This window comes from Streptomyces nigrescens, assembly GCF_027626975.1.
Taxonomy (GTDB): domain Bacteria; phylum Actinomycetota; class Actinomycetes; order Streptomycetales; family Streptomycetaceae; genus Streptomyces; species Streptomyces nigrescens.
In genome coordinates this window covers 5,043,030-5,060,995 of record NZ_CP114203.1, presented here as the reverse complement: position 1 = coordinate 5,060,995, position 17,966 = coordinate 5,043,030, and the positions used below count along the sequence as shown (strand labels likewise).

General features: G+C 68.4%; 21 protein-coding genes, 1 tRNA gene and 1 pseudogene. 14 read left to right on the top strand and 9 right to left on the bottom strand.

What is annotated here, in order from left to right; genetic code table 11:
- The first annotated feature begins 106 nt into the window (after positions 1-106).
- The 3 genes from STRNI_RS22630 (at position 107) to STRNI_RS22620 (ending at position 3,107) form a co-directional block, all read left to right on the top strand.
- Entirely contained in the window at positions 107-1,426 is a 1,320-nt protein-coding gene (locus STRNI_RS22630; protein WP_277411919.1) for an FG-GAP repeat domain-containing protein, read from the top strand.
- A gap of 73 nt (positions 1,427-1,499) precedes the next feature.
- Positions 1,500-2,063 carry a GNAT family N-acetyltransferase gene (locus tag STRNI_RS22625; RefSeq protein ID WP_018092393.1) on the top strand — a complete coding sequence of 188 codons (564 nt, stop codon included), beginning with the start codon at positions 1,500-1,502 and terminating at the stop codon, positions 2,061-2,063.
- A gap of 99 nt (positions 2,064-2,162) precedes the next feature.
- The gene (locus STRNI_RS22620) at positions 2,163-3,107 is read left to right on the top strand and encodes a Yip1 family protein (RefSeq protein WP_018092392.1); all 945 of its coding nucleotides are present in this window, start codon (positions 2,163-2,165) and stop codon (positions 3,105-3,107) included.
- 91 nt (positions 3,108-3,198) lie between these two features.
- Here the strand turns inward: STRNI_RS22620 and STRNI_RS22615 are convergent, their stop codons facing one another.
- Together STRNI_RS22615 and STRNI_RS22610 are read right to left on the bottom strand one after the other, a co-directional pair.
- A complete protein-coding gene (locus STRNI_RS22615) occupies positions 3,199-4,683 on the bottom strand; it encodes a ricin-type beta-trefoil lectin domain protein (RefSeq protein ID WP_381844190.1) in 1,485 nt (494 codons plus the stop codon).
- A 275-nt stretch (positions 4,684-4,958) separates the two neighbouring features.
- A pseudogene (locus tag STRNI_RS22610) lies at positions 4,959-5,252 on the bottom strand (phosphoribosyltransferase); the annotation flags it as partial.
- Between the two features lie 192 nt (positions 5,253-5,444).
- Here STRNI_RS22610 and STRNI_RS22605 point away from each other — a divergent pair.
- The 9 genes from STRNI_RS22605 (at position 5,445) to STRNI_RS22565 (ending at position 10,553) form a co-directional block, all read left to right on the top strand.
- Complete coding sequence (locus STRNI_RS22605) at positions 5,445-5,702, top strand: recombinase family protein (RefSeq protein WP_277411917.1); 258 nt, start codon at positions 5,445-5,447, stop codon at positions 5,700-5,702.
- A complete protein-coding gene (locus STRNI_RS22600; protein WP_277411916.1) occupies positions 5,618-6,199 on the top strand; it encodes a DUF5753 domain-containing protein in 582 nt (193 codons plus the stop codon). Before STRNI_RS22605 ends, STRNI_RS22600 begins: the two co-directional genes overlap by 85 nt.
- A 10-nt stretch (positions 6,200-6,209) precedes the next feature.
- Complete coding sequence (locus STRNI_RS22595; protein WP_277411915.1) at positions 6,210-6,410, top strand: DUF397 domain-containing protein; 201 nt, start codon at positions 6,210-6,212, stop codon at positions 6,408-6,410.
- A 322-nt stretch (positions 6,411-6,732) separates the two neighbouring features.
- On the top strand, positions 6,733-7,119 hold the full coding sequence (locus STRNI_RS22590; protein ID WP_277411914.1) for a hypothetical protein: 387 nt from the start codon (positions 6,733-6,735) through the stop codon (positions 7,117-7,119).
- Positions 7,116-7,943 (top strand): DNA glycosylase family protein, encoded by an 828-nt coding sequence (locus tag STRNI_RS22585; protein ID WP_277411913.1) that lies wholly within the window; start codon positions 7,116-7,118, stop codon positions 7,941-7,943. Before STRNI_RS22590 ends, STRNI_RS22585 begins: the two co-directional genes overlap by 4 nt.
- Positions 7,906-9,027, top strand: coding sequence for a radical SAM protein (locus tag STRNI_RS22580; RefSeq protein WP_277411912.1), 1,122 nt, complete (start codon positions 7,906-7,908; stop codon positions 9,025-9,027). Before STRNI_RS22585 ends, STRNI_RS22580 begins: the two co-directional genes overlap by 38 nt.
- 13 nt (positions 9,028-9,040) lie before the next feature.
- Entirely contained in the window at positions 9,041-9,208 is a 168-nt protein-coding gene (locus tag STRNI_RS22575) for a hypothetical protein (protein ID WP_277411911.1), read from the top strand.
- Between the two features lie 79 nt (positions 9,209-9,287).
- Complete coding sequence (locus STRNI_RS22570) at positions 9,288-10,097, top strand: phosphotransferase family protein (RefSeq protein WP_381844129.1); 810 nt, start codon at positions 9,288-9,290, stop codon at positions 10,095-10,097.
- Between the two features lie 12 nt (positions 10,098-10,109).
- On the top strand, positions 10,110-10,553 hold the full coding sequence (locus STRNI_RS22565) for a dCTP deaminase/dUTPase family protein (protein ID WP_277411910.1): 444 nt from the start codon (positions 10,110-10,112) through the stop codon (positions 10,551-10,553).
- A gap of 66 nt (positions 10,554-10,619) precedes the next feature.
- Here STRNI_RS22565 and STRNI_RS22560 read toward each other — a convergent pair whose 3' ends face one another.
- The 4 genes from STRNI_RS22560 to STRNI_RS22545 all read right to left on the bottom strand — a co-directional run bounded on the left by STRNI_RS22560 (position 10,620) and on the right by STRNI_RS22545 (position 12,582).
- On the bottom strand, positions 10,620-11,117 hold the full coding sequence (locus STRNI_RS22560; RefSeq protein ID WP_277411909.1) for a phosphoribosyltransferase: 498 nt from the start codon (positions 11,115-11,117) through the stop codon (positions 10,620-10,622).
- A gap of 33 nt (positions 11,118-11,150) precedes the next feature.
- Positions 11,151-11,555: a phosphoribosyltransferase gene (locus STRNI_RS41660; protein WP_420911225.1), complete on the bottom strand. Its 405-nt coding sequence runs from the start codon at positions 11,553-11,555 to the stop codon at positions 11,151-11,153.
- An 84-nt stretch (positions 11,556-11,639) separates the two neighbouring features.
- Complete coding sequence (dcd, locus tag STRNI_RS22550) at positions 11,640-12,215, bottom strand: dCTP deaminase (protein ID WP_026170113.1); 576 nt, start codon at positions 12,213-12,215, stop codon at positions 11,640-11,642.
- Between the two features lie 208 nt (positions 12,216-12,423).
- On the bottom strand, positions 12,424-12,582 hold the full coding sequence (locus STRNI_RS22545; protein WP_016573140.1) for a hypothetical protein: 159 nt from the start codon (positions 12,580-12,582) through the stop codon (positions 12,424-12,426).
- A gap of 270 nt (positions 12,583-12,852) precedes the next feature.
- On the opposite strand from STRNI_RS22545, the gene STRNI_RS22540 reads away from it, so the two are divergent.
- Positions 12,853-12,926 (top strand) — tRNA-Gly (locus STRNI_RS22540).
- Between the two features lie 914 nt (positions 12,927-13,840).
- Here the strand turns inward: STRNI_RS22540 and STRNI_RS22535 are convergent.
- The 3 genes from STRNI_RS22535 to STRNI_RS22525 form a co-directional block, all read right to left on the bottom strand.
- A complete protein-coding gene (locus STRNI_RS22535; protein ID WP_277413309.1) occupies positions 13,841-15,004 on the bottom strand; it encodes a tyrosine-type recombinase/integrase in 1,164 nt (387 codons plus the stop codon).
- Positions 15,001-15,228, bottom strand: a complete 228-nt coding sequence (locus STRNI_RS22530) for an excisionase family DNA-binding protein (RefSeq protein ID WP_277411908.1) — start codon at positions 15,226-15,228, stop codon at positions 15,001-15,003. Before STRNI_RS22530 ends, STRNI_RS22535 begins: the two co-directional genes overlap by 4 nt.
- Before the next feature lie 124 nt (positions 15,229-15,352).
- Positions 15,353-15,982: a helix-turn-helix domain-containing protein gene (locus STRNI_RS22525; protein ID WP_277411907.1), complete on the bottom strand. Its 630-nt coding sequence runs from the start codon at positions 15,980-15,982 to the stop codon at positions 15,353-15,355.
- A 261-nt stretch (positions 15,983-16,243) separates the two neighbouring features.
- On the opposite strand from STRNI_RS22525, the gene STRNI_RS22520 reads away from it, so the two are divergent.
- On the top strand, positions 16,244-17,800 hold the full coding sequence (locus STRNI_RS22520; RefSeq protein ID WP_277411906.1) for a DnaB-like helicase N-terminal domain-containing protein: 1,557 nt from the start codon (positions 16,244-16,246) through the stop codon (positions 17,798-17,800).
- Positions 17,801-17,966 lie beyond the last annotated feature (166 nt).

The window sequence follows — 17,966 nt, the reverse complement described above, 5'->3', positions numbered from 1 at the left end:
TTCCGGACGGCCGGTGCGGCCATTGCGGGGCGGCGGGCCACCGGGGAGCATCGGGGGGCTGCGGCCGGCGACACGACAACAGGCTTACAGGTGGGGTGGATACGGCATGGGAAGACGGATCGCCGCGACGGCAGGGCTCGGGCTGGCCCTTGTGCTCAGCTCCTGCGGTCTGCTCTCCCCCGCAGGCGACGCACGTCCCTCCTCGCCCCACCGCTCCTCCTCGCTGCCGCGGGCGCGCCCCGTCCCCGCCGGTCACGGCAGCCGGACCGCCCACGACTTCAACGGCGACGGCCACCCCGACCTCGTCCTCGACAGCCTGCTCGCACCGTCCGGCGGCCATGACGACGACCCGGGCATCGGCATCGTCTACGGCTCCGCGCACGGACTCGTCCCCGCCACCCGGGAGTTGCTCACCCCGGCCCGCCACGCCGCCCCCACCGCGGGGACCGTCCCCGCGTCCTTCGACGCCGAGACCGTCTGCGATCTCGACCGGGACGGCTTCAGCGACCTGGTCGTCACCACCGACCCGCCCTACGACGGCATCGGCCGCCCGCCCGTCCCCGTACAGCTCCTCTTCGGCTCACCGCACGGCCTCGGTCCCGCCCGTGCCGTGAAACTCCGCATCCCGGACCGGGCGAGATTCGGCAACGAATGGCCCGACCAGCCGGTCTGCGGCGACTTCGACGGCGACGGCGCACCCGACCTGGCCGTCACCGCCTCCGGCCCCCGGATCAGCTATCTGCGGGGCCCGTTCACCCACACCGGCGCCCCGAAGGCGGCCGGAGCGCCGGTCGACATCCCCGGCACCGCCCTCGCGACCACCACCCCCCTGTCGTCGTCCGACATCGACGGCGACGGCACCGACGACCTCCTCGTACGGGCCGCCGACCCCGGCCGCCGCGCCCGCAGCCGGCTCGCCCTCGGCGGCCCCCGGGGCCCGCTCCGCGCCGGCCCGGCCGCCTACCCGCCCGGCTACGCCACGGTCTTCGGCCGCTTCACCGGGGCCGGACGGGGGGTGACCTCCGTCACCGCCGACACCGGTGGTCTGCTCTCCGTCGGCGGCCGCCCCGGCGGAATCCGTACCGGCGCGGGCCGGATCCCCACCCTCGCCGCCGGTGATGTGGACCACGACGGCAACCCTGATCTCGTCGTGGCCGGCAGCCGCCCCGCCCTGCTGAGCGGCACCGCGAACGGGCTCTCCACGACCGCCCGCCGCCTGCCCGTGCCCCGTCTTCCCGGCTCCGGACGCCCGCACTCCACCGTTCTCGCCCTCGCCGACTTCGACGGTGACCACCGCGCCGACCTCGTCCTCCTCACGCAGCGCGACCGCACCCACGACAGGGTGACGGTGCTGCCCGGCGGTCCGTCAGGACTCGCCGCGCGGCCCGCACACTCCTTCACCACGGCGGATTTCACGGCTCCCTGACGGTGCGCCAGCCGAGTTGTGGCCGGTGGCTAATACACTTGTCCCGGCGCGGGACGCATCCGAGCATGACGCCATGAACACAGACACGGGCAGGGCCACGGCCGACGATCCGAGCACCCTGGTACGCCCCGCACCCCGCCAGACGCCGCCCGCCCCGCCCGTCACGGTCCGGCTCGCCCTCCCCACCGACGCCCCCGCGATCGCCGCCGTCCACCAGGCGTCACGGCAAGCCACCATGCCCTACCTGCCGCCCCAGCGCCGTACCCACGCAGAGGTCACCCGCTGGATACGGGAGATCGTGCTGCCGCAGTGTCACACCCTCGTCGCCGTCCGTGGCACGGCGCTCCTCGGCTATGCGTCCCTGCAGGGCGAGCTGCTCGAACAGCTCTACCTCCGCCCGGAGGTCCGGCGCACCGGCATCGGCTCCCTCCTCCTCGCCGAGGCGCGACGGCTCCGCCCCGACGGCCTGTACCTGCATGTCTTCCAACTCAACACCGATGCAAGGGCGTTCTACGCCCACCACGGCTTCCGGGTCGTGGAGGTCAACGACGGCAGCGCCAACATGGAGAACCTGCCGGATCTCACCCTCCGCTGGACACCGGCCCCCGGCCCCCGGCCCCCTCGGGGAACCCCCTAGGGGATGTCACAGGTCAGCAGCAAACCGGGGCCCGAACCCCCTGCTCCGCCTCGCAATCCACGCGGACCAGGTACTTTCGAGTACGTGGCTGGATTCAGGATGGGTCGCGGACGGGATGCCCGCCCCGCGCAGAACGGACAGCAGGGGCAGCAGGGGCAGCAGGCTCCGTACGGGCAGCAAGGGCCGTACGGGCAGCAGCCCCCCTCGCCGCCTGGGCAATGGCAGCCGGCACCGCAGCAGTACGGCGGCGGACCGCAGGGGCAGCCGCAGCCGCACGGGCAGTACGGCGAGCCCGAGTACTTCGGCGACGGTGCCTATGAGCCCCAGCAGCAGTCCTACGCACCGTATGCGAACGACAACAACCCTGGTCACACCCAGCAGTTCAGCGTCGGCGACGCCCCGGACGCCTACGGCGCGCCGGCCGGCCAGTACGACGGCGGCTCCGACCAGTACGGGGCGGGCGACACCTACCGCGCCGGCCAGACCAGCGCGCCCCCGGCCGGCCCCCGGCTGCAGTGGAAGCAGCTGCTGTCCGGCATCGTGCTGCGCCCCGACGCCACGTTCTGGCAGATGCGCGACCACCAGGTGTGGGCCCCGGCGCTGATCGTCACCTTCGTCTACGGCGTGCTCGCGGTCTTCGGCTTCGACAAGGCCCGCGAGGATGTGCTGAACGCCACCCTCTCCAACATCATCCCGTGGGTGCTGATCACCGCGGTGATGTTCATCGTCGGCAGCCTGATCCTGGGCGCGGTCACCCACACCATGGCCCGCCAGCTCGGCGGTGACGGTGCCTGGCAGCCGACCATCGGCCTGGCCATGCTGATCATGACGATCTCGGACGCGCCCCGGCTGCTGTTCGCGATGTTCCTCGGCGGCGACAGCACCCTGGTCCAGGTCCTGGGCTGGCTGACCTGGCTCGCCACCGGCTATCTGCTCACCTCCATGGTCAGCAAGTCGCACGACCTGCCGTGGCCCAAGGCGCTCGGCGCCGCCGCGATCCAGCTGGTCGCGCTGCTCGCCCTGGTGAAGCTCGGCACCCTGTAGGGGCCACACCGGCCACGGCAAGGGGCCCGCCCCGGAGCACTCGGCTCCGGAGCGGGCCCCTTGTGTAGGACAGGCTCGCTCCCTACGGGCCTCAGGCGAACCGCTGCCCGGCCGATCCGTCGCACGCCTGCAGCCGCAGCGGTTCCTTCGCCCCGGCCAGCGTCAGGCACAGCGAGGGCGCCGCGGCCGGCCGGAGCGTGCCGCCGTCGGCCCGTACGAACTGCTGGTTGGCCGCGCCCGAGCAGTTCCACAGCACCAGCCCGGCCCCGGCCGTGTACCGCGCGCCCGGCACGTCCAGGCACCGGTCCTGGGTCAGCTCCACATGCAGCGACCGCTGCCCCTCGTCGTACCACCAGCCCTGGTTGCGCTGCCCGTGGCAGTCCCAGCCGCCGACCGCCGTGCCATTACGGCTGGCGCCCCCGGTCGCATCGACACAGCTCCCCGTCGCGGCGTTCTTCAGCGGCCGGTAGGCGTCGTCCCAGGCGCCCGGGTACAGCTTCGGCTGCCCGGTGCTCGCCGGATCGGCGCAGGACGCCTCGCGCAGCCCTGACGCGTAGAGCTGGGTCAGACACGAGGCGAACGCGCCGTGCCCGCGGGCGTTGGGATGGAAGGACTGCCGCACCGAATTCGAGTTCGGCGGGAAGGGGTTGGAGAGGTTCACATACAGCCCGCGGGCCCAGGTCTCCTCCATGCACACCTCGTGCCCGTGGAACAGCCGCGAGGCGTCCAGATAGGTCGCGCCGGAGTCCCGCGCGGCCTTCCGCACCCCCTTCTCGAAGGCCGGCACGGCGGCATTGCGCCCCCAGCCCGCGTCGGAGGTGTAGCCCGTGCAGCCGCCCGGCAGCTTCCCCGGATACCGCGGGTTGTCCTCGACATCCGGCCCGATCGGGCTCGGATACGACATCACCACGAGCCGGTAGTCGCCGTCCGCGTAGCCGGCGTCCCGCATCACGGTCCGCAGATCGCCGACCGTCTTCCCGACCTTCGGCACCAGCCCGTCGACCCGTGCCTGCCAGCCCGGCTGGTACTTCGGCTCGCAGGTGCCCTGCAGCAGGAACCAGCGGGTGACACAGTCCGTCATCACCGGCCCGAACTGCAGATCGTCATTGGCGCCGGCCACCAGGAGCACCATCTTCAGCCGGGTGTTACGGGCCGCGATGGCGAGGCTGTCGCTCTGCACCAGCTCGTCGGCGTACTGCTTGCTGCCGCCGATCACGATGTTGCCGGTTCCCGCGCCCGAGCAGGCGGCGTTGTACGTCACCTCCGCCGCGATCCCGGTCCGGTGGATCGCCGAGTCCGGCGACCGGTGACACCAGTTGTCCGGACCGTCCGTCCCCGACTCGTACGTCCCGACGCCCTCCCCCGAGATCTCGCTGTCCCCCAGCGAGATCAACGAGGTCTTGCGCTCCCCTAGGGGCCGCTGGGCCGGGTCCCCGTAGAGCCGGTCCGCCTCCTGGGCCCGGATCTTCTCCAGCTCGGGCGCCAGCGGCTTGGCGGCCGTGGCGCCGGCGGCCGCCGTGCCGCCCGTGGCCCCGGGGGCGGCGCTCGCCCCGCCCGCCGCCACGGTGCACACCATGGTCAGGGCCGCCGTCGAGGTCGCCACGGCGGTCCTCAGCCGCCGCCCGCGCCCCGTCCGCGACCCGTATCCCGTACTCCGCCCACGTAACGCCCACCGCCCGCGTCTCGCACGCACTATGGGGCCTCCCTTCCCGTCTGCCGTCACCGCGGGTTGTACTCGGAGGTAGCCCACAGCGGAACACCAGGAACGGGATTGGCCGAAAGCGGCACAACGAAAAGCCGGCCGACCGCCAACTCCCTTACCGGGAGCGGCAATCGGCCGGCCCTGTCACCTCAGGCGTCGAGAATCTGCCCCTCGCGCCGCACGACCGGCGGCTCGACGCTCCACGGGAAGTTGATCCACTCGTCCGTGCGCTTCCACACGTACTCGCACTTCACCAGCGAGTGCGACTTCTCATAGATCACCGCGCTGCGGACCTCGGCCACCGTCCCCTGGCAGAAGTCGTGCACGAGCTTCAGCGTCTTACCGGTGTCGGCGACGTCATCGGCGATCAGCACCTTCTTGTCCGAGAAGTCGATCACGTTCGGCACCGGCGCCAGCATGACCGGCATCTCCAGCGTAGTCCCGCGCAAGGCATAGTCTTGTTGCTGGAGGGCTACATGACGACGTCTGTTGTTGCAGCTCGGAGCGAGGTTCCTCGCTCCCTGGTCCTTACCGGTGATCGGGGCGAGGGTCCTCGCTCGTTCACTGGTTTGCGCGGCGCTAGGTACGCACGTAAGAGCGCGTACCGCGGGAAGAGCGCGCGCCGAGGCTTCTCGGTGCGCGAGCAACTCGACGCCTCGCAGGCTGACGCCGACCGCCTCGGCGTGGGCATCGTCGAAGACTTCGTAGACGATGACCGCTCGGCTTCTCGCTTCCGCGACCGCGAGCGCGAAGAGTTCGAGCGCATGATCGAGTGGATTGAGGCTGGAAAGCTCGACATCGTTTTCGTGTGGGCGTCGACTCGGCTTCAGCGCGAGTTGGACGTATACGTACTGAGCACCACGCGACCCACCTGCGATGCCTGCAATCACTGACGTTCCCTGGCGTCCTCCAGACTGAGGACTACGCGCACGCGCTGTTCGCCGGCGTGATTCCGGCCCTTCCTGACGACGAGGTGCAGGCTCGGGTCGAGCACCGCATGAAGCGGCGCAACATCCTTGAGCGTGAGAACCCACCACAGTTCGAGGCGATCGTTTTCGAGGCCGCTCTACGCATGAGGGTGGGCGGGCGAAAGGTCGCCCGCGATCAACTCGAATACGTGTTGTCCGCGTCCGAGCGCCCCGGGATTACCCTGCGAGTGATTCCGTTCACGAGCGAGGACTTTATCGAGGTCACACAAACAGTGATGTATGCACGCGGTGTCGTGACGCAGCTCGACACTGTCCATATCGACACCCCGTTCGGCGGCGGATTCCTTGATGCAGCCGCGGACCTAAATCGATACCGCACACTGCTCGACCTCGCCGAACAGGCAGCACTGACCCCCGAAGAGTCGCGAAGTTTTATTCACCACGTCGCACGAGAACTGTGAGAGTCCAGGAATGAACAGCGAAATCAAGTGGCAGAAGTCGAGCTTCTCCGGTGGCGGCGGTGAGCAGTGCCTCGAATTGGCCGAGGTCGCCGGCGAGATCCTCGTACGCGAGAGCGACGACCCCGGCGTGATCGTGAAGACGACGCAAGCCAAGCTGCGCGCGTTCGTCCTCGGCGCGAAGAACGGTGAGTTCGACCACCTTTTCAGCTAGGCGCAACCAGGGCCCAACGATGCCCCCCACCCGATCCGGGTGGGGGGCATCTGCATATGCCAATCCGCATGTATGCCCCGGAGCACACTTGCCGCCTCGCCCGCCGTAGCGCTACCGTCGCAATGCGTCGCCGCCTTGGGTCGATCCCTCGGCAAGTCCGTACCCAACGGCGCGTAACTCTCCCTGTTCTAACGCCTTTTGGGAGAGCCCCCGTAGGTTGCCCCTGCCTGCCTGCCCTGACAGGTAGGGGCAACCATGGCGCTAGGGCAGGAGAGCGGCTATGCACAACCGCCAGTCGGCCACAGCCTCACCAGGGGCAACCTTGTCTCGCGTCGCTCCGCTCGCCGAGGCTCACGTCGAGCAGGGATACCTCGTTGCCGTCCTATGGCGCAGGTCGACCAACCGCGCCGACGAGGAACCACCGAAGATCGCGAGCGCACCGCACATCGTGCCGACCGCACACGCCGCCATCCGCGCCATCCGCGTCAGCCTCCGCACACACCACGTGTTCGGCATGACTCCGCGAGAGCAGCGCCGTGCGGTCGAGTGGTCCGAAACCGGGTGGGTGCATGCGCTCGCCACTCTCCGGAACGGCGATACCAGCGCCTTCACTGTCGTGCTCAGCAGCGGCGGACAAGCCGAGTGGTCCGCAAGACCAATTACGTATCTCAGCCTGTCCACCTGCCTGCGCGAGGGGCCAAGCGCATGAACGCAACGATCATCACCGATCACCTTGGATGGGGCGAGGCAGCGGCCGGCGAGCCCGTACGACTCGTCGAGCACAACGGCGCTGCATGGGTGGCGCTTTGGGCCGACGAGTGCCTCATCATGCGCCCTACAGGCTCGGGCCATATGGACGCCCCGCCCGTGGCGTACACGTCGCCCATCCGCCTGCCGTACGACGACGAAATGCAGCCGCTCGTCGACGAGTTGATGCGGTTGGGCACCGTGCAACGGCTCACTAACCCGTCGTTGTGGGACGCCATCACAACCGCGTTGCTGCGACAAGCCACCCCAGGGGAACGAGCACACACGACCCACCGTGTGTACTGCGCCACATACGGCCGCACCCTCGATACGTTCGCCGGCCCGCTGTCTCTCGTCCCGAGCCCCGAGCGCGTGCTCACCGTCTCCGACGGGGGGTTCGCCGCGGTCGGCGCAGCCACGGCGCGCGAGGCCCTACGCTCGGCCGCCGAGGCGTACCTCGTCCATGCCGAGCAATGGCAGCACACCCCGCCCGAGGCCCTCGTGCAGTGCCTCGCCGACGTTCGCGGAATCGACGCCGCCGCAGCAGCCGTAGCAGTGGCCGACTTCACGAGCGACTACTCGATCTACCCGCACGGCGACCTCGCCCTGCGCACATGTGCAAGCCGAGCGGCCCCCGCCCTTTCGCTTCCAAGCACCGACCGCGAGTTCGAGGCCCTGTGGCGACGATGGGCCCCCGATCCCCTCGCCCTGCACACCCTGACTCTGTTCACGTTGACATGGGGGAACCATGCACGCGCCCACGCGCACGCACGATCTGATCGTTAGTCCGTTCCTCGACGAGTACCTCGTGTTACGCCCGGGCGACGTAAGCGGCGTGAAGATCAAGGGGCATCACTACTTGGAGTTGCAGCAACGCGCGCACACCGAGGCGCCCTTACCCGCCTGGCTTCACAGCGCCGCGCGCCGCCGATGGGGACTCAACCTCGCCGACCGTCCGGTGCGCGAGTCGCTGCTCATACGCGACCCCTCGCCGTACGGGCACGGCCGCGCCTCGTACGAGGTGAACAACGGGTGCAACTGGGCTTGCGACCACTGCGTGTACGGGGCCAAGCGGCACGAGGGCCTCGCGTGGTCAGCCCGCGCGCGACTGCTGCGCATCCTCCGTGACGCCGGCGTTCTCTGGGTCGAGCTCGGCGGCGGCGAGGCCACCATCGACAAGCACTTTCCCGAGACGTACGCGCTCGCCTACGACCTCGGCATGATGGTGGAGATCCTCACGAACGGGTCGACTCTGTTCCGCCCGCACATGCTCGACCTGCTCACCAACCGGCCCCCCTACCGCGTGACGCTCAGCGTCTACGGCGCCACCGAGGACACGTTCGACCGCTTCACTAACCGGCGCGGCGCCTTCAAGAAGTTCATGCGTGGGTTGGCCGCTGCGCGCGAGGCCGGCCTGCCTCTGTCTCTCAGCGTGGTCATCACCGAGAAGAACGCGCACGAGGCACCCGCCATGCGAGCACTCGCCGAACGGTTCGCCTCCCGCGTCCGCGAGTACACGCACATGTCACCTACGTTCACCGGCGACTCGGAACCGCTCGCGCAGCAGGCACCCGAGTACCTGCACAACCGAACGCCTTTCACCGGATGCGACGCCGGCCACACGTCCTTGAACGTGAACCCTTTCGGTCTGGCGACCGTCTGCAAAGTCTCCCGCGATCACCCGATTCCACTCCTGAAAGAGGGGGTCGCGGGTCTTGCCCGGCTCGGGGGTATCTCCGACCGAGCGCTACAGCGTCACAGCGGTTGCAGTGGCTGCGCTCTACAGAAGACGTGCACCACCTGTATGCCGCTCGTGAACCTGTACCGCAAGGCCGGCTCGTCCCTGGATCGGTACTGCCAGCACGCATAAGAAGGAGACCGCCATGGCACCGCCCGTAGCGACCGCGCCCGCCGCCGTCGCGACCAAGCCCGTACCCGTCAACATCACGACCCGTCCCGCGGTCGACGACGAGATCGAGTTCGTCGACGACCTCGACAGCCTCGCCGGCAACGAGGCGATGCGCGGCTGCGGCAACGACAACCCGTACTAGGCCACTCCGCGCAACGCGACACCGAGGCCGCCCGCCGCGTGCGGGCGGCCTCGCCCATTCCGAGCCCTACACTCCCGCCGTGGTGACCATGAGAATGCATTGGGATGACCTACCGACTGCCACTCGCGACGCAGTCGCCGCCCGTACCGGCCCGATCTACGCAACGGCCAGCAGCGACAAAGGGCTGAACAGCGAGCTCGCCGCCACCCTCGACACGCGCGCCGGCCGCGTCTTCGTCAAGGGGCTGCGCTGCGATCACCCTCGCGCGTGGACTCAAGAGCGCGAGGCCACCATTAACCCCTACGTCGCTCCCCTCGCCCCGCGCCTGCTGTGGCGCATCAACGATGGCGAGTGGCACCTGCTCGGGTTCGAGCACCTCGACGGACGCCCCGCCGAGTACGCCCCGGGCAGCGACGACCTGCCGCTCGTCGCCGAGGCAATCATCACGCTTTCCGGCGTCCACGCCCCCAGCGACGTCGAGCTTAAACAGATCGAGCAGCGATTCGCCGACTACGTCGACCACCCCGACGACGCCGCACTGCTGCGCGGCGACACCGTCCTGCATACCGACTGGACGCCCGACAACGTCCTGATCGTGGGCAACGTCGCGCGCATCGTGGATTGGGCATGGCCTACCCGTGGCGCGGCGTGGATCGACGCCGCATGTTGGGTGGTCTGGCTCGTCGCTGCCGGACACGCCCCGGAAGACGCCGAGCTGTGGGCCGCTAAGACTCCGGCGTGGTCCACCGCGCCGGCGCGCGCTCTCGACGTGTTCGCCGCCGCGCAGCAACGGCTCTGGGCCGGTATCGCCTCGGACTCCCCCGAGGTCGCGTGGAAACGGAAGATCGCCGACGCCGCGCAGCAGTGGCTCACCTACCGGCAAGCCTGACGAGGGGGCACGATGCCGACCGACCCGACCATTCACCCGCACGAGACCCTCACCGCGCCTACGGGCGAGCGCGTACAGATCGACGAGGACATGTCGCCCATCGTCCGTGATCTGTGGCGCCTCGGATACGCGACGAGTGCCTGCTGCCAAGACGTCGGCGAGGCGACCGCCGGCGTTCGAGAGAAGCGCACGGACCCACTCGGATACGGGGGCGACCCGTTCATCGAGTACCACCGTGGATGGGCGCTGCTGAAACTTCCGATCCCGGACGCCATGCGCTTCGTGGCAATGCTTGCCGAGACGCCGACGTTCGGCGAGCGAGTTCGGCACCCATGGCGCCCCGGTTCATGGCGCATGAATGTTCCACTCGAACCGGACGGATTCAGCGACGCTGCTCTGCTGCACTTCCCGAAACAGCAGATTCCCGAGCTCGCCGAGACCCTACAGAACCAATAGGACCGCCCCCGAAAGACAGCGCCCGCCGACCCCGTGAACAGTGGGGACGGCGGGCGCTTGCACGTCTCAGGCGTCGAGCACCTGTCCGTCGCGGCGTACGACGGGCGGTTGAACTGACCAGGGGAAATTAATCCAATCATCCGTGCGCTTCCACACGTATTCGCACTTGACGAGGCTGTGCGACTTCTCATAAATCACTGCGGACCTAACCTCGGCTACAGCATCGAGGCAAAAGTCGTGCACGAGCTTCAGAGTCTTTCCTGTATCGGCCACGTCATCCGCGATCAGGACTTTCTTATTCGAAAAATCAATCGCGTTCGGTACGGGGGCCAACATAACCGGCATTTCGAGAGTCTGACCAACTCCCGTGTAAAACTCGACGTTGACAAGATGAATGTTCTTGCAGTCGAGGGCATACGCCAGCCCGCCGGCGACGAACACGCCGCCCCGCGCGATGCTCAGCACGACGTCCGGCTCGAACCCATCGTCGGCAATCGTCTGGGCGAGCTCGCGCACCGCGTCGCCGAACTTCTCGTAGGTCAGGTTTTCGCGTACATCGCTCATGAGGGGCCCCTCGCAGGTCTCAGTCAGTGGGAGTCAGATACGGCCGCAGGCGTGCCCGTGGGCACCGCCTCGGACGGGCGCCATCGCACGGCACCGGGCCCCCGGGCGAGAGATCGAGCGAGACCTACGGCTAGGCGCCGCGCATTGTGATTTACTCGGCGCCACGAACGTCATCCCGAGCGAGTCCCGGTGATGGCTACACCGCCTCTTGCGCGGGACAACCAGGGTGGTCCCCACCCCGGTGTAGAACTCCACATTCACCAGGTGGATGTTCTTGCAGTCCAGCGCGTACGCCAGACCCCCTGCGACAAAGACGCCGCCGCGGGCGATCGACAGCACGACATCGGGCTCGTACCCGTCATCGGCGATCGTCTGCGCCAGCTCACGGATCGCCCCGCCGAACCGCTCGTACGTCAGGTTCTCCCGCACGTCACTCACGTATCTCTCTCAGACCTTCTGTGTCCACACCCTCTGCCACGCGCCCGCCCTGTAGAGCGCGCCCCCCACACCGACGCGGCCGTGTCATACCTGCGTGCGGTGGAAGTTCTTGAACGAACGGGACGGCGTCGGACCGCGCTGCCCCTGGTAACGGGAGCCGTACTTCTCACTGCCATACGGGTGCTCCGTCGGCGAGGTCAGCCGGAACATGCACAGCTGCCCGATCTTCATGCCCGGCCACAGCTTGATCGGCAGCGTGGCGACATTGCTCAGCTCCAGCGTCACATGCCCGCTGAACCCCGGGTCGATGAACCCGGCGGTCGAATGCGTCAGCAGCCCCAGCCGCCCCAGCGAGCTCTTTCCCTCGAGCCGGGACGCGAGGTCGTCGGGCAGCGTGATGACCTCGTACGTCGAGGCGAGCACGAACTCGCCCGGGTGCAGGATGAACGCCTCATCGCCCTCGGGCACGACCTCACGGGTCAGGTCGGACTGCTCGACGGCGGGGTCGATGTGCGGATAGCGGTGATTCTCGAACACCCGGAAATAGCGGTCGAGCCGCACGTCGATGCTGGACGGCTGCACCATCGACTCTTCGTAGGGGTCGATACGCACCCGACCAGCATCGATCTCGGCCCGGATGTCCTTGTCTGAGAGAAGCACGCAGACGAGGATACGCGCCCGTCCGGCCCCCCTCGCACGACGAGGGCCCGGCCCCCCACCGGGGAAGCCGGGCCTCGTCCACTCCTCGTCCTGCTGCCGGCCACTGCCTCTCTCACGAGGCACGGCCGCCGCTCTCAGCGAAGTGCCGCGACTTCCTTGATCGCCGCCACACTTCTCTTGTCTTGATCGCTTCTGCTTCTCGTGACCGCTACCGCTTGGCGTGCTCGACGGGCACCGAGTGCCGCAGCCGAGCACAGCGCGGGCAGCGCAACAGCCGTCCGGGACCGAGCCGGTCGGTGGTCTGCATCGGGAACGAAGCGGTGCTGAACACGTGGCCCTCGGCACAACGTACGACGGTGCGCTCCATCAAGTCCCTCTCCCAACTGCGTGGACAACAAAAGCCACATTAGGGGATGAACTGGGCGCCATCACACGCGGCACTCCGACGCCCAACCGTACGCCCCAACTCCCGCACCCCGCACCCACATCCCACCCCGAACCACACCCCACCGAGACCACGGCCCACACCCCGCCCCACACCCCCACTCACGACATCCGGGCATGCCAAATGCACCGCGGGGCGGCGATGGGGTAGAGTGTGCGACGATGTTCCGCTCTCGATCCGAGACGGGATCACGCGGGTGTAGTTTAATGGTAGAACATGAGCTTCCCAAGCTCAGAGCGCGGGTTCGATTCCCGTCACCCGCTCCATGCAAAAGCCCCAGGTCAGGGACCTGGGGCTTACTTGTTGTCTAGACCGCTTTGGGGTCGACCAGCCCTCCACCAGCCCTATCTGGCGACGGAGGCGCAGATTCCGCGAACTCCCCCACCGAGCCAGGCGCCTTGACAGCCGATCTTCTCGAATAGCGAGACACATCTTCTGTGACTTGGGCCACCTGCGCCTGAGGGGTCGTGAGATTACGGATGCAAAATGGGCCCTGGGGAAAGAAGTTCATCTGGCGCCTTGCCTCCGCGCCGGAGGGCGAACGCGCTCCGCTGTCCTCTGCCACGAATTCTTGGCCGTTTGCCAGGCGAGCTTGACCGACTTCCATCCCGGTGCCCTCCACTATGAGGCGCGGTCAGCGGGGAGGCGGCCCGAAGAGGAGTTCTGCGAGTCGGCGCCGTACCGCTGGGTTAGCCATGGCGTCGCCGGTGCTGTAGAACGTGAGGTTTTCCGAGTCACTGATGAGCTGCGGTGCGTAGTACTCAAGCCTGGGATGCTTCTTCATCACGGGGCACGCAGGCGCATGCGGCAGGCGGTGGCCGCCACGGCCAGCACACGACGTACAGCTGCCAGTGGCATCGCGTCGGCGCCCGTCTTGAGGCAGCGGTGTCAGCCACCCTTCGCCCTTGCACTCCTGGCAGATGCTCTCCTTCGCGTGGCAACTGCATGCTGCGGTGGTATCGGCCACTTGGGACTTCATAAGGGGACGATAGCCAGCGGCACGCGGCTGATGGTGGCGGATCTGAGGATTGGGCACAGCGGTCATACGCGCTTGCCAGACGGCCATGATCGCTTGTCAGCGGACATCCGCCGAAGCGCAGCGCGGCGAAGGCAGGACCGGTGTTGCTGACCGGTCCTGCCTTCGCCGCGCATTGCCCTCTGAGCAGGGGAAGCTGGCGCCTCACCCGGAGCGCTTGCGCTTCTCCGCCTGGCGCTCGGCTGCCTCCCGGCGTTGCTGGCGCACCTCGGCGTCGATGCTCTTCGCGAGCTTGCGCTGGTGCTTCTTCTTGGAGTGTTGGTAGATCAGCTGAGCCTTCGGGCTGGACTGGCCCGCGCGGACCATGAGGTCCTTGAGCTTCGCGCCGGAGTCAGCCGCCAGGGTGTTGCCGGTGTGGCGCAGATCGTAGAAGCGGAAGTTGTCCGGCAGTCCCACCGCGATGCGCGCCTTGCGCCACTTGCGCCCGAAAGAGGACCGTCGCAGAGCGGCCCCTCGCTCACCCACGATGAGGAGTCCGTCCGGCTCCTTCTCCGCGAACCACTGAAGGTGGCGGTGCAGCTCGGGCACGATGAAGTCGGGCAGGTACACCGCGCGCTTGCCCGCCCTCGACTTCGGATCGCCGATCACTTTCTTGCCGTTGGTGAGCTCCGGCGCGGCGCGCCTTATCCACACCACACCCTCGTCGACGTCAATGTCGCTGCGACGCAGCTCCGCGAGTTCTTCGGGACGCAGGGACGCGAAAGCACCGAGGAAGATCATGATGCGCCAGCGAGGTCCGATGGCTTCGGCCAGCGCATAGACCTGTTCGACCTCGGCGACGTCGCGTTCGTCGGCCTCCTCCTTGCCGGCGCCCTTGATGCGGCATGGGTTGCTCTTGAGGAGATCGTCGTCGACCGCTGTTTGAAGGATGGCCTTCAGCAGGCGGTAGGACTTGGCCACCGTCGTCTTCGCACCATTGGTTGCCTTCAGCCGCTCGGCTCGCCAGACGCGCACATCCGACGGTTGGATCCCGTCCAGGTCCCAGGTGCCGAACGTGGGCACGATGTGCCTGGCGAGCAGGCGGGTGTACAAGTCCTCGGTGGTCGCTGCGAGGCCGCGTTCGTTGACCCACTTCGCTGCGAAGACCTCGAAGTTGACCGCGCCGGCGTCGGGGTCAGTCCAGTGCTTGCGTTCAATATCGGCCTGGGTCAGTGCGAGCCAGGTCGTTGCCTCCGTCTTGGTCTCGAACGTCTTCGGCGCGTAGCGCCGCTTGCCGTCCGGAGCCCAGTAACGGGCCTGGAAGCGCCCCGACTCGGTCTGGCGTACATTGCCGAATTCACGCCGCCGCTGCGGCTTGCGCGCCATCAGGCGGCCTGGCCGTAGCCGGAGCGAAGCCCTCGTGCCGGCTGAACGGTGCGGGCCGCTATATAGGCGGCGAGCACGCTTTCGGCGATGCGGACGTGCCGCCCGACCTTGACGAAGGCGATGCGACGTTCAGCGACGAGGCGGCGGGGGAATCGCTCCGTGGTGCCGAGGCGTTCGGCGACCTCGGGGATGGTCAGATAGCGCTCGGGCGCGCAGGAAGAAGGCATGGGAGTCCTCCTCGCCGAGCTGGGGCTGGCACCCCTTCGGCGTGATCGTTTGATGGGTGGTCATGCTGGGGTCGTGCACTTGTCTCGCGGCGCGCTAACACCGAGGCGAGACGGGCAGCAGGGGCTACTCAGGAGCGTCGAGGTACTTCAAGTCCTCGGGAAGGGTGGGGGGTTCGATGCCGCGGACGCGCAGCCTCGCGCGGAATTCGCGTACGTCCTGGGCATAGCCGCGGGTGTAGTCCCCCAAGCCCTCCAGCATGCCGTCATTGCGGGCGCGCTGCTGCGGGTCACGGATCAAGTTGGCGCCCCGACGGGCCTCCTCGGCGAACTCGATGGCTCTGCGCAGCGTGCTGATGGCCTGCGCGTGCGCCCGGAGCTCGAAAATGACCTCCTTGACGGTGCCCGGTTCGGGCTCCTCGCCGATCAGGGTCTCGGCAGTGATCCAGGACACCGCGTCCCAGATCGGCAGCTCCTGGCCGGGGAGCACCTCGACCGAGCCGGCCATCCCGATGGGCAGGAGCAGCGCGATGGGAGGAACGCCCAGCGCCTTGGCGAAGACCAGCAGTTCCGCAATCTCGACTCCGGAACGGCGCCCGTTTTCGAGGTTGGCGATCGAAGTGCGGGGGATCGCATGGCCAAGTGCCGCGCAGGCATCAGCGAGGCCCTGGGCACTCAGCCCTCGCAGCTTGCGGTAGTCGCGTACCGCGTCGGCCACCTGTTGCGTCAGTCGGCCCTGCCAGTCGTGCTCCGTCATGGGTACTACGCTAACGCACCCTGCCGCACAGATTCAAGCAGGAATTGTGTTGTAGCGATTCAATGTCGATGTCGCCTGGATGCATGTTTCCGCCTTGACTGTGCACATCGGCTGCAGGCAGGCTTCTGTCGCTCCCGCGTAAAGGAGCAGCCCCCGGTGTTAGCGCACCGGGGGCCACGACGGATCCCAGCATGACCACCCATCAAGACGATCAACCGAAGTGCGGCCTGCCAGGGCCTGATGCGCTTCGGGGAGGAATCCATGTCCAAGCCTACGGGCATCGGGCCAGCCAACACCACACCCCTGACCTCGCACCTCCCCCGCCCCATGGCGCCGGATACCACCTCCGGCACGCCTCTGCCGATGCAGCACGACGCCGACGCCGAGATGGCCGTGCTCGGGTCGTGCATGTATCAGAGCGCCGTCATCGACGCGGTCCGCCAGGTGCTGGATCCGGGCGACTTCTACCAGCCCGCGCACACCACCATCTGGCACGCATTGCTTCAGCTGCGGAAGGAAGGTGCGCCCACCGATGCGATCGCCCTCTCCCACCAGCTGAAATCCACGGGCGACCTCACCCGCGTCGGCGGCCCCCCATACCTGCACACCCTGGCCTCCGCGGCATCGGTGGGCTCCGGCGCCGAGTACTACGCCGATATCGTGCGCCACCACGCCGACCTGCGCGCCCTACAGGCCACAGCGGTCCGTGTCCTCCAAGGCGCCACCGCACCCGGAGCGGACCCCGCAGAGGTCCGCAGCCTGCTGACAGCCTCGCTGAGCGAGGCAGCCGACCGCGCCCGCCGCAGCTCAGGAGGACGGCTTCAGCGCTACGCCGTCGATGGCTGGTCCTTCGTCACCGACACCCCCGCCAGCACCGCCCCCGTCTGGGGCACACCGGGGAAGACAGCCTGGGCGTCGGGCGAGAGCCTGATGCTGGTCGGCCCGCCCGGGGTCGGCAAGTCCACGATTGCCCAGCAAATCGTCCTCGCCCGGCTCGGCCTGCTCGCCCAAGTCCTGGACATGCCCGTCCAGCAGGGCGAGAAGGTCCTCTACATCGCCGCGGACCGGCCGAGCCAGCTCGCCCGCGCCTTCACCCGCGTCGTGGACCAAGCCCACCAGGACGTTCTTCGCCAGCGCCTGGTTTTCTGGTCCGGCCCGCTGCCCGCGTCCCTCAACGCCGAGCCCCAGCTGCTCACCGAGCTGGCCGCCGAGCACGGCGCGGACACCGTCGTGATCGACAGCCTCAAGGACGTCGTCGGGAAGCTCACCGACGACGAAGCCGGGCTCGCCTACAACAACGCGCGCCAGCAACTGCTGCGCGACGGCATCGAGCTGCTCGAACTGCACCACCAGCGCAAGCAAGGCCCTGACGCCTCGCGCAACCAACGACCCGTGCTGGACCAGGTCTACGGGTCCGCGTGGTTCACCGCCGGAGCAGGAAGCGTCCTCTTCCTCAACGGCGCGGCGGGCGACCCGGTGGTCCAGCTCCACCACCTCAAGACCGTCGACGACGAGATCGGCCCCCTGCCGGTTATCCACGACCACCCCCGTGGCACTTCCCGCGTCGACACCAGCCTCGACCCGCTCACCCTGCTGCGCCAGGCAGGCACTCACGGGCTCACCGCCCGCCAGCTCGCCACGCAGACGACCGGTGAGGCCAACCCCCGCCCCGCGGACCTCGCCAAGGCCCGGCGCCGCCTGGAGGCCCTCACCAAGAGCGGACATGCCATCCAGGAGACCGGCGCCGGAGGCGGGGCGGGCGGCGGCCAGGCCACCCGCTGGACCGCCGCCACCCGCCACATCAGCGCCGTGTCCTGACCGGCCCGACCCGTACACGCCCCCGTATGCGGTGTCCCCCGGCAGGGCCGCCTACGGGCCGCTCACACCGCCTACGGATCGAACAAAAGCGCAGGTCAAGCGCGTACGCCGCCCCTTACGGCGCTTCCTCGCCCCAGCGCCTACGCGCGACCCCCTCCTTGTAAAG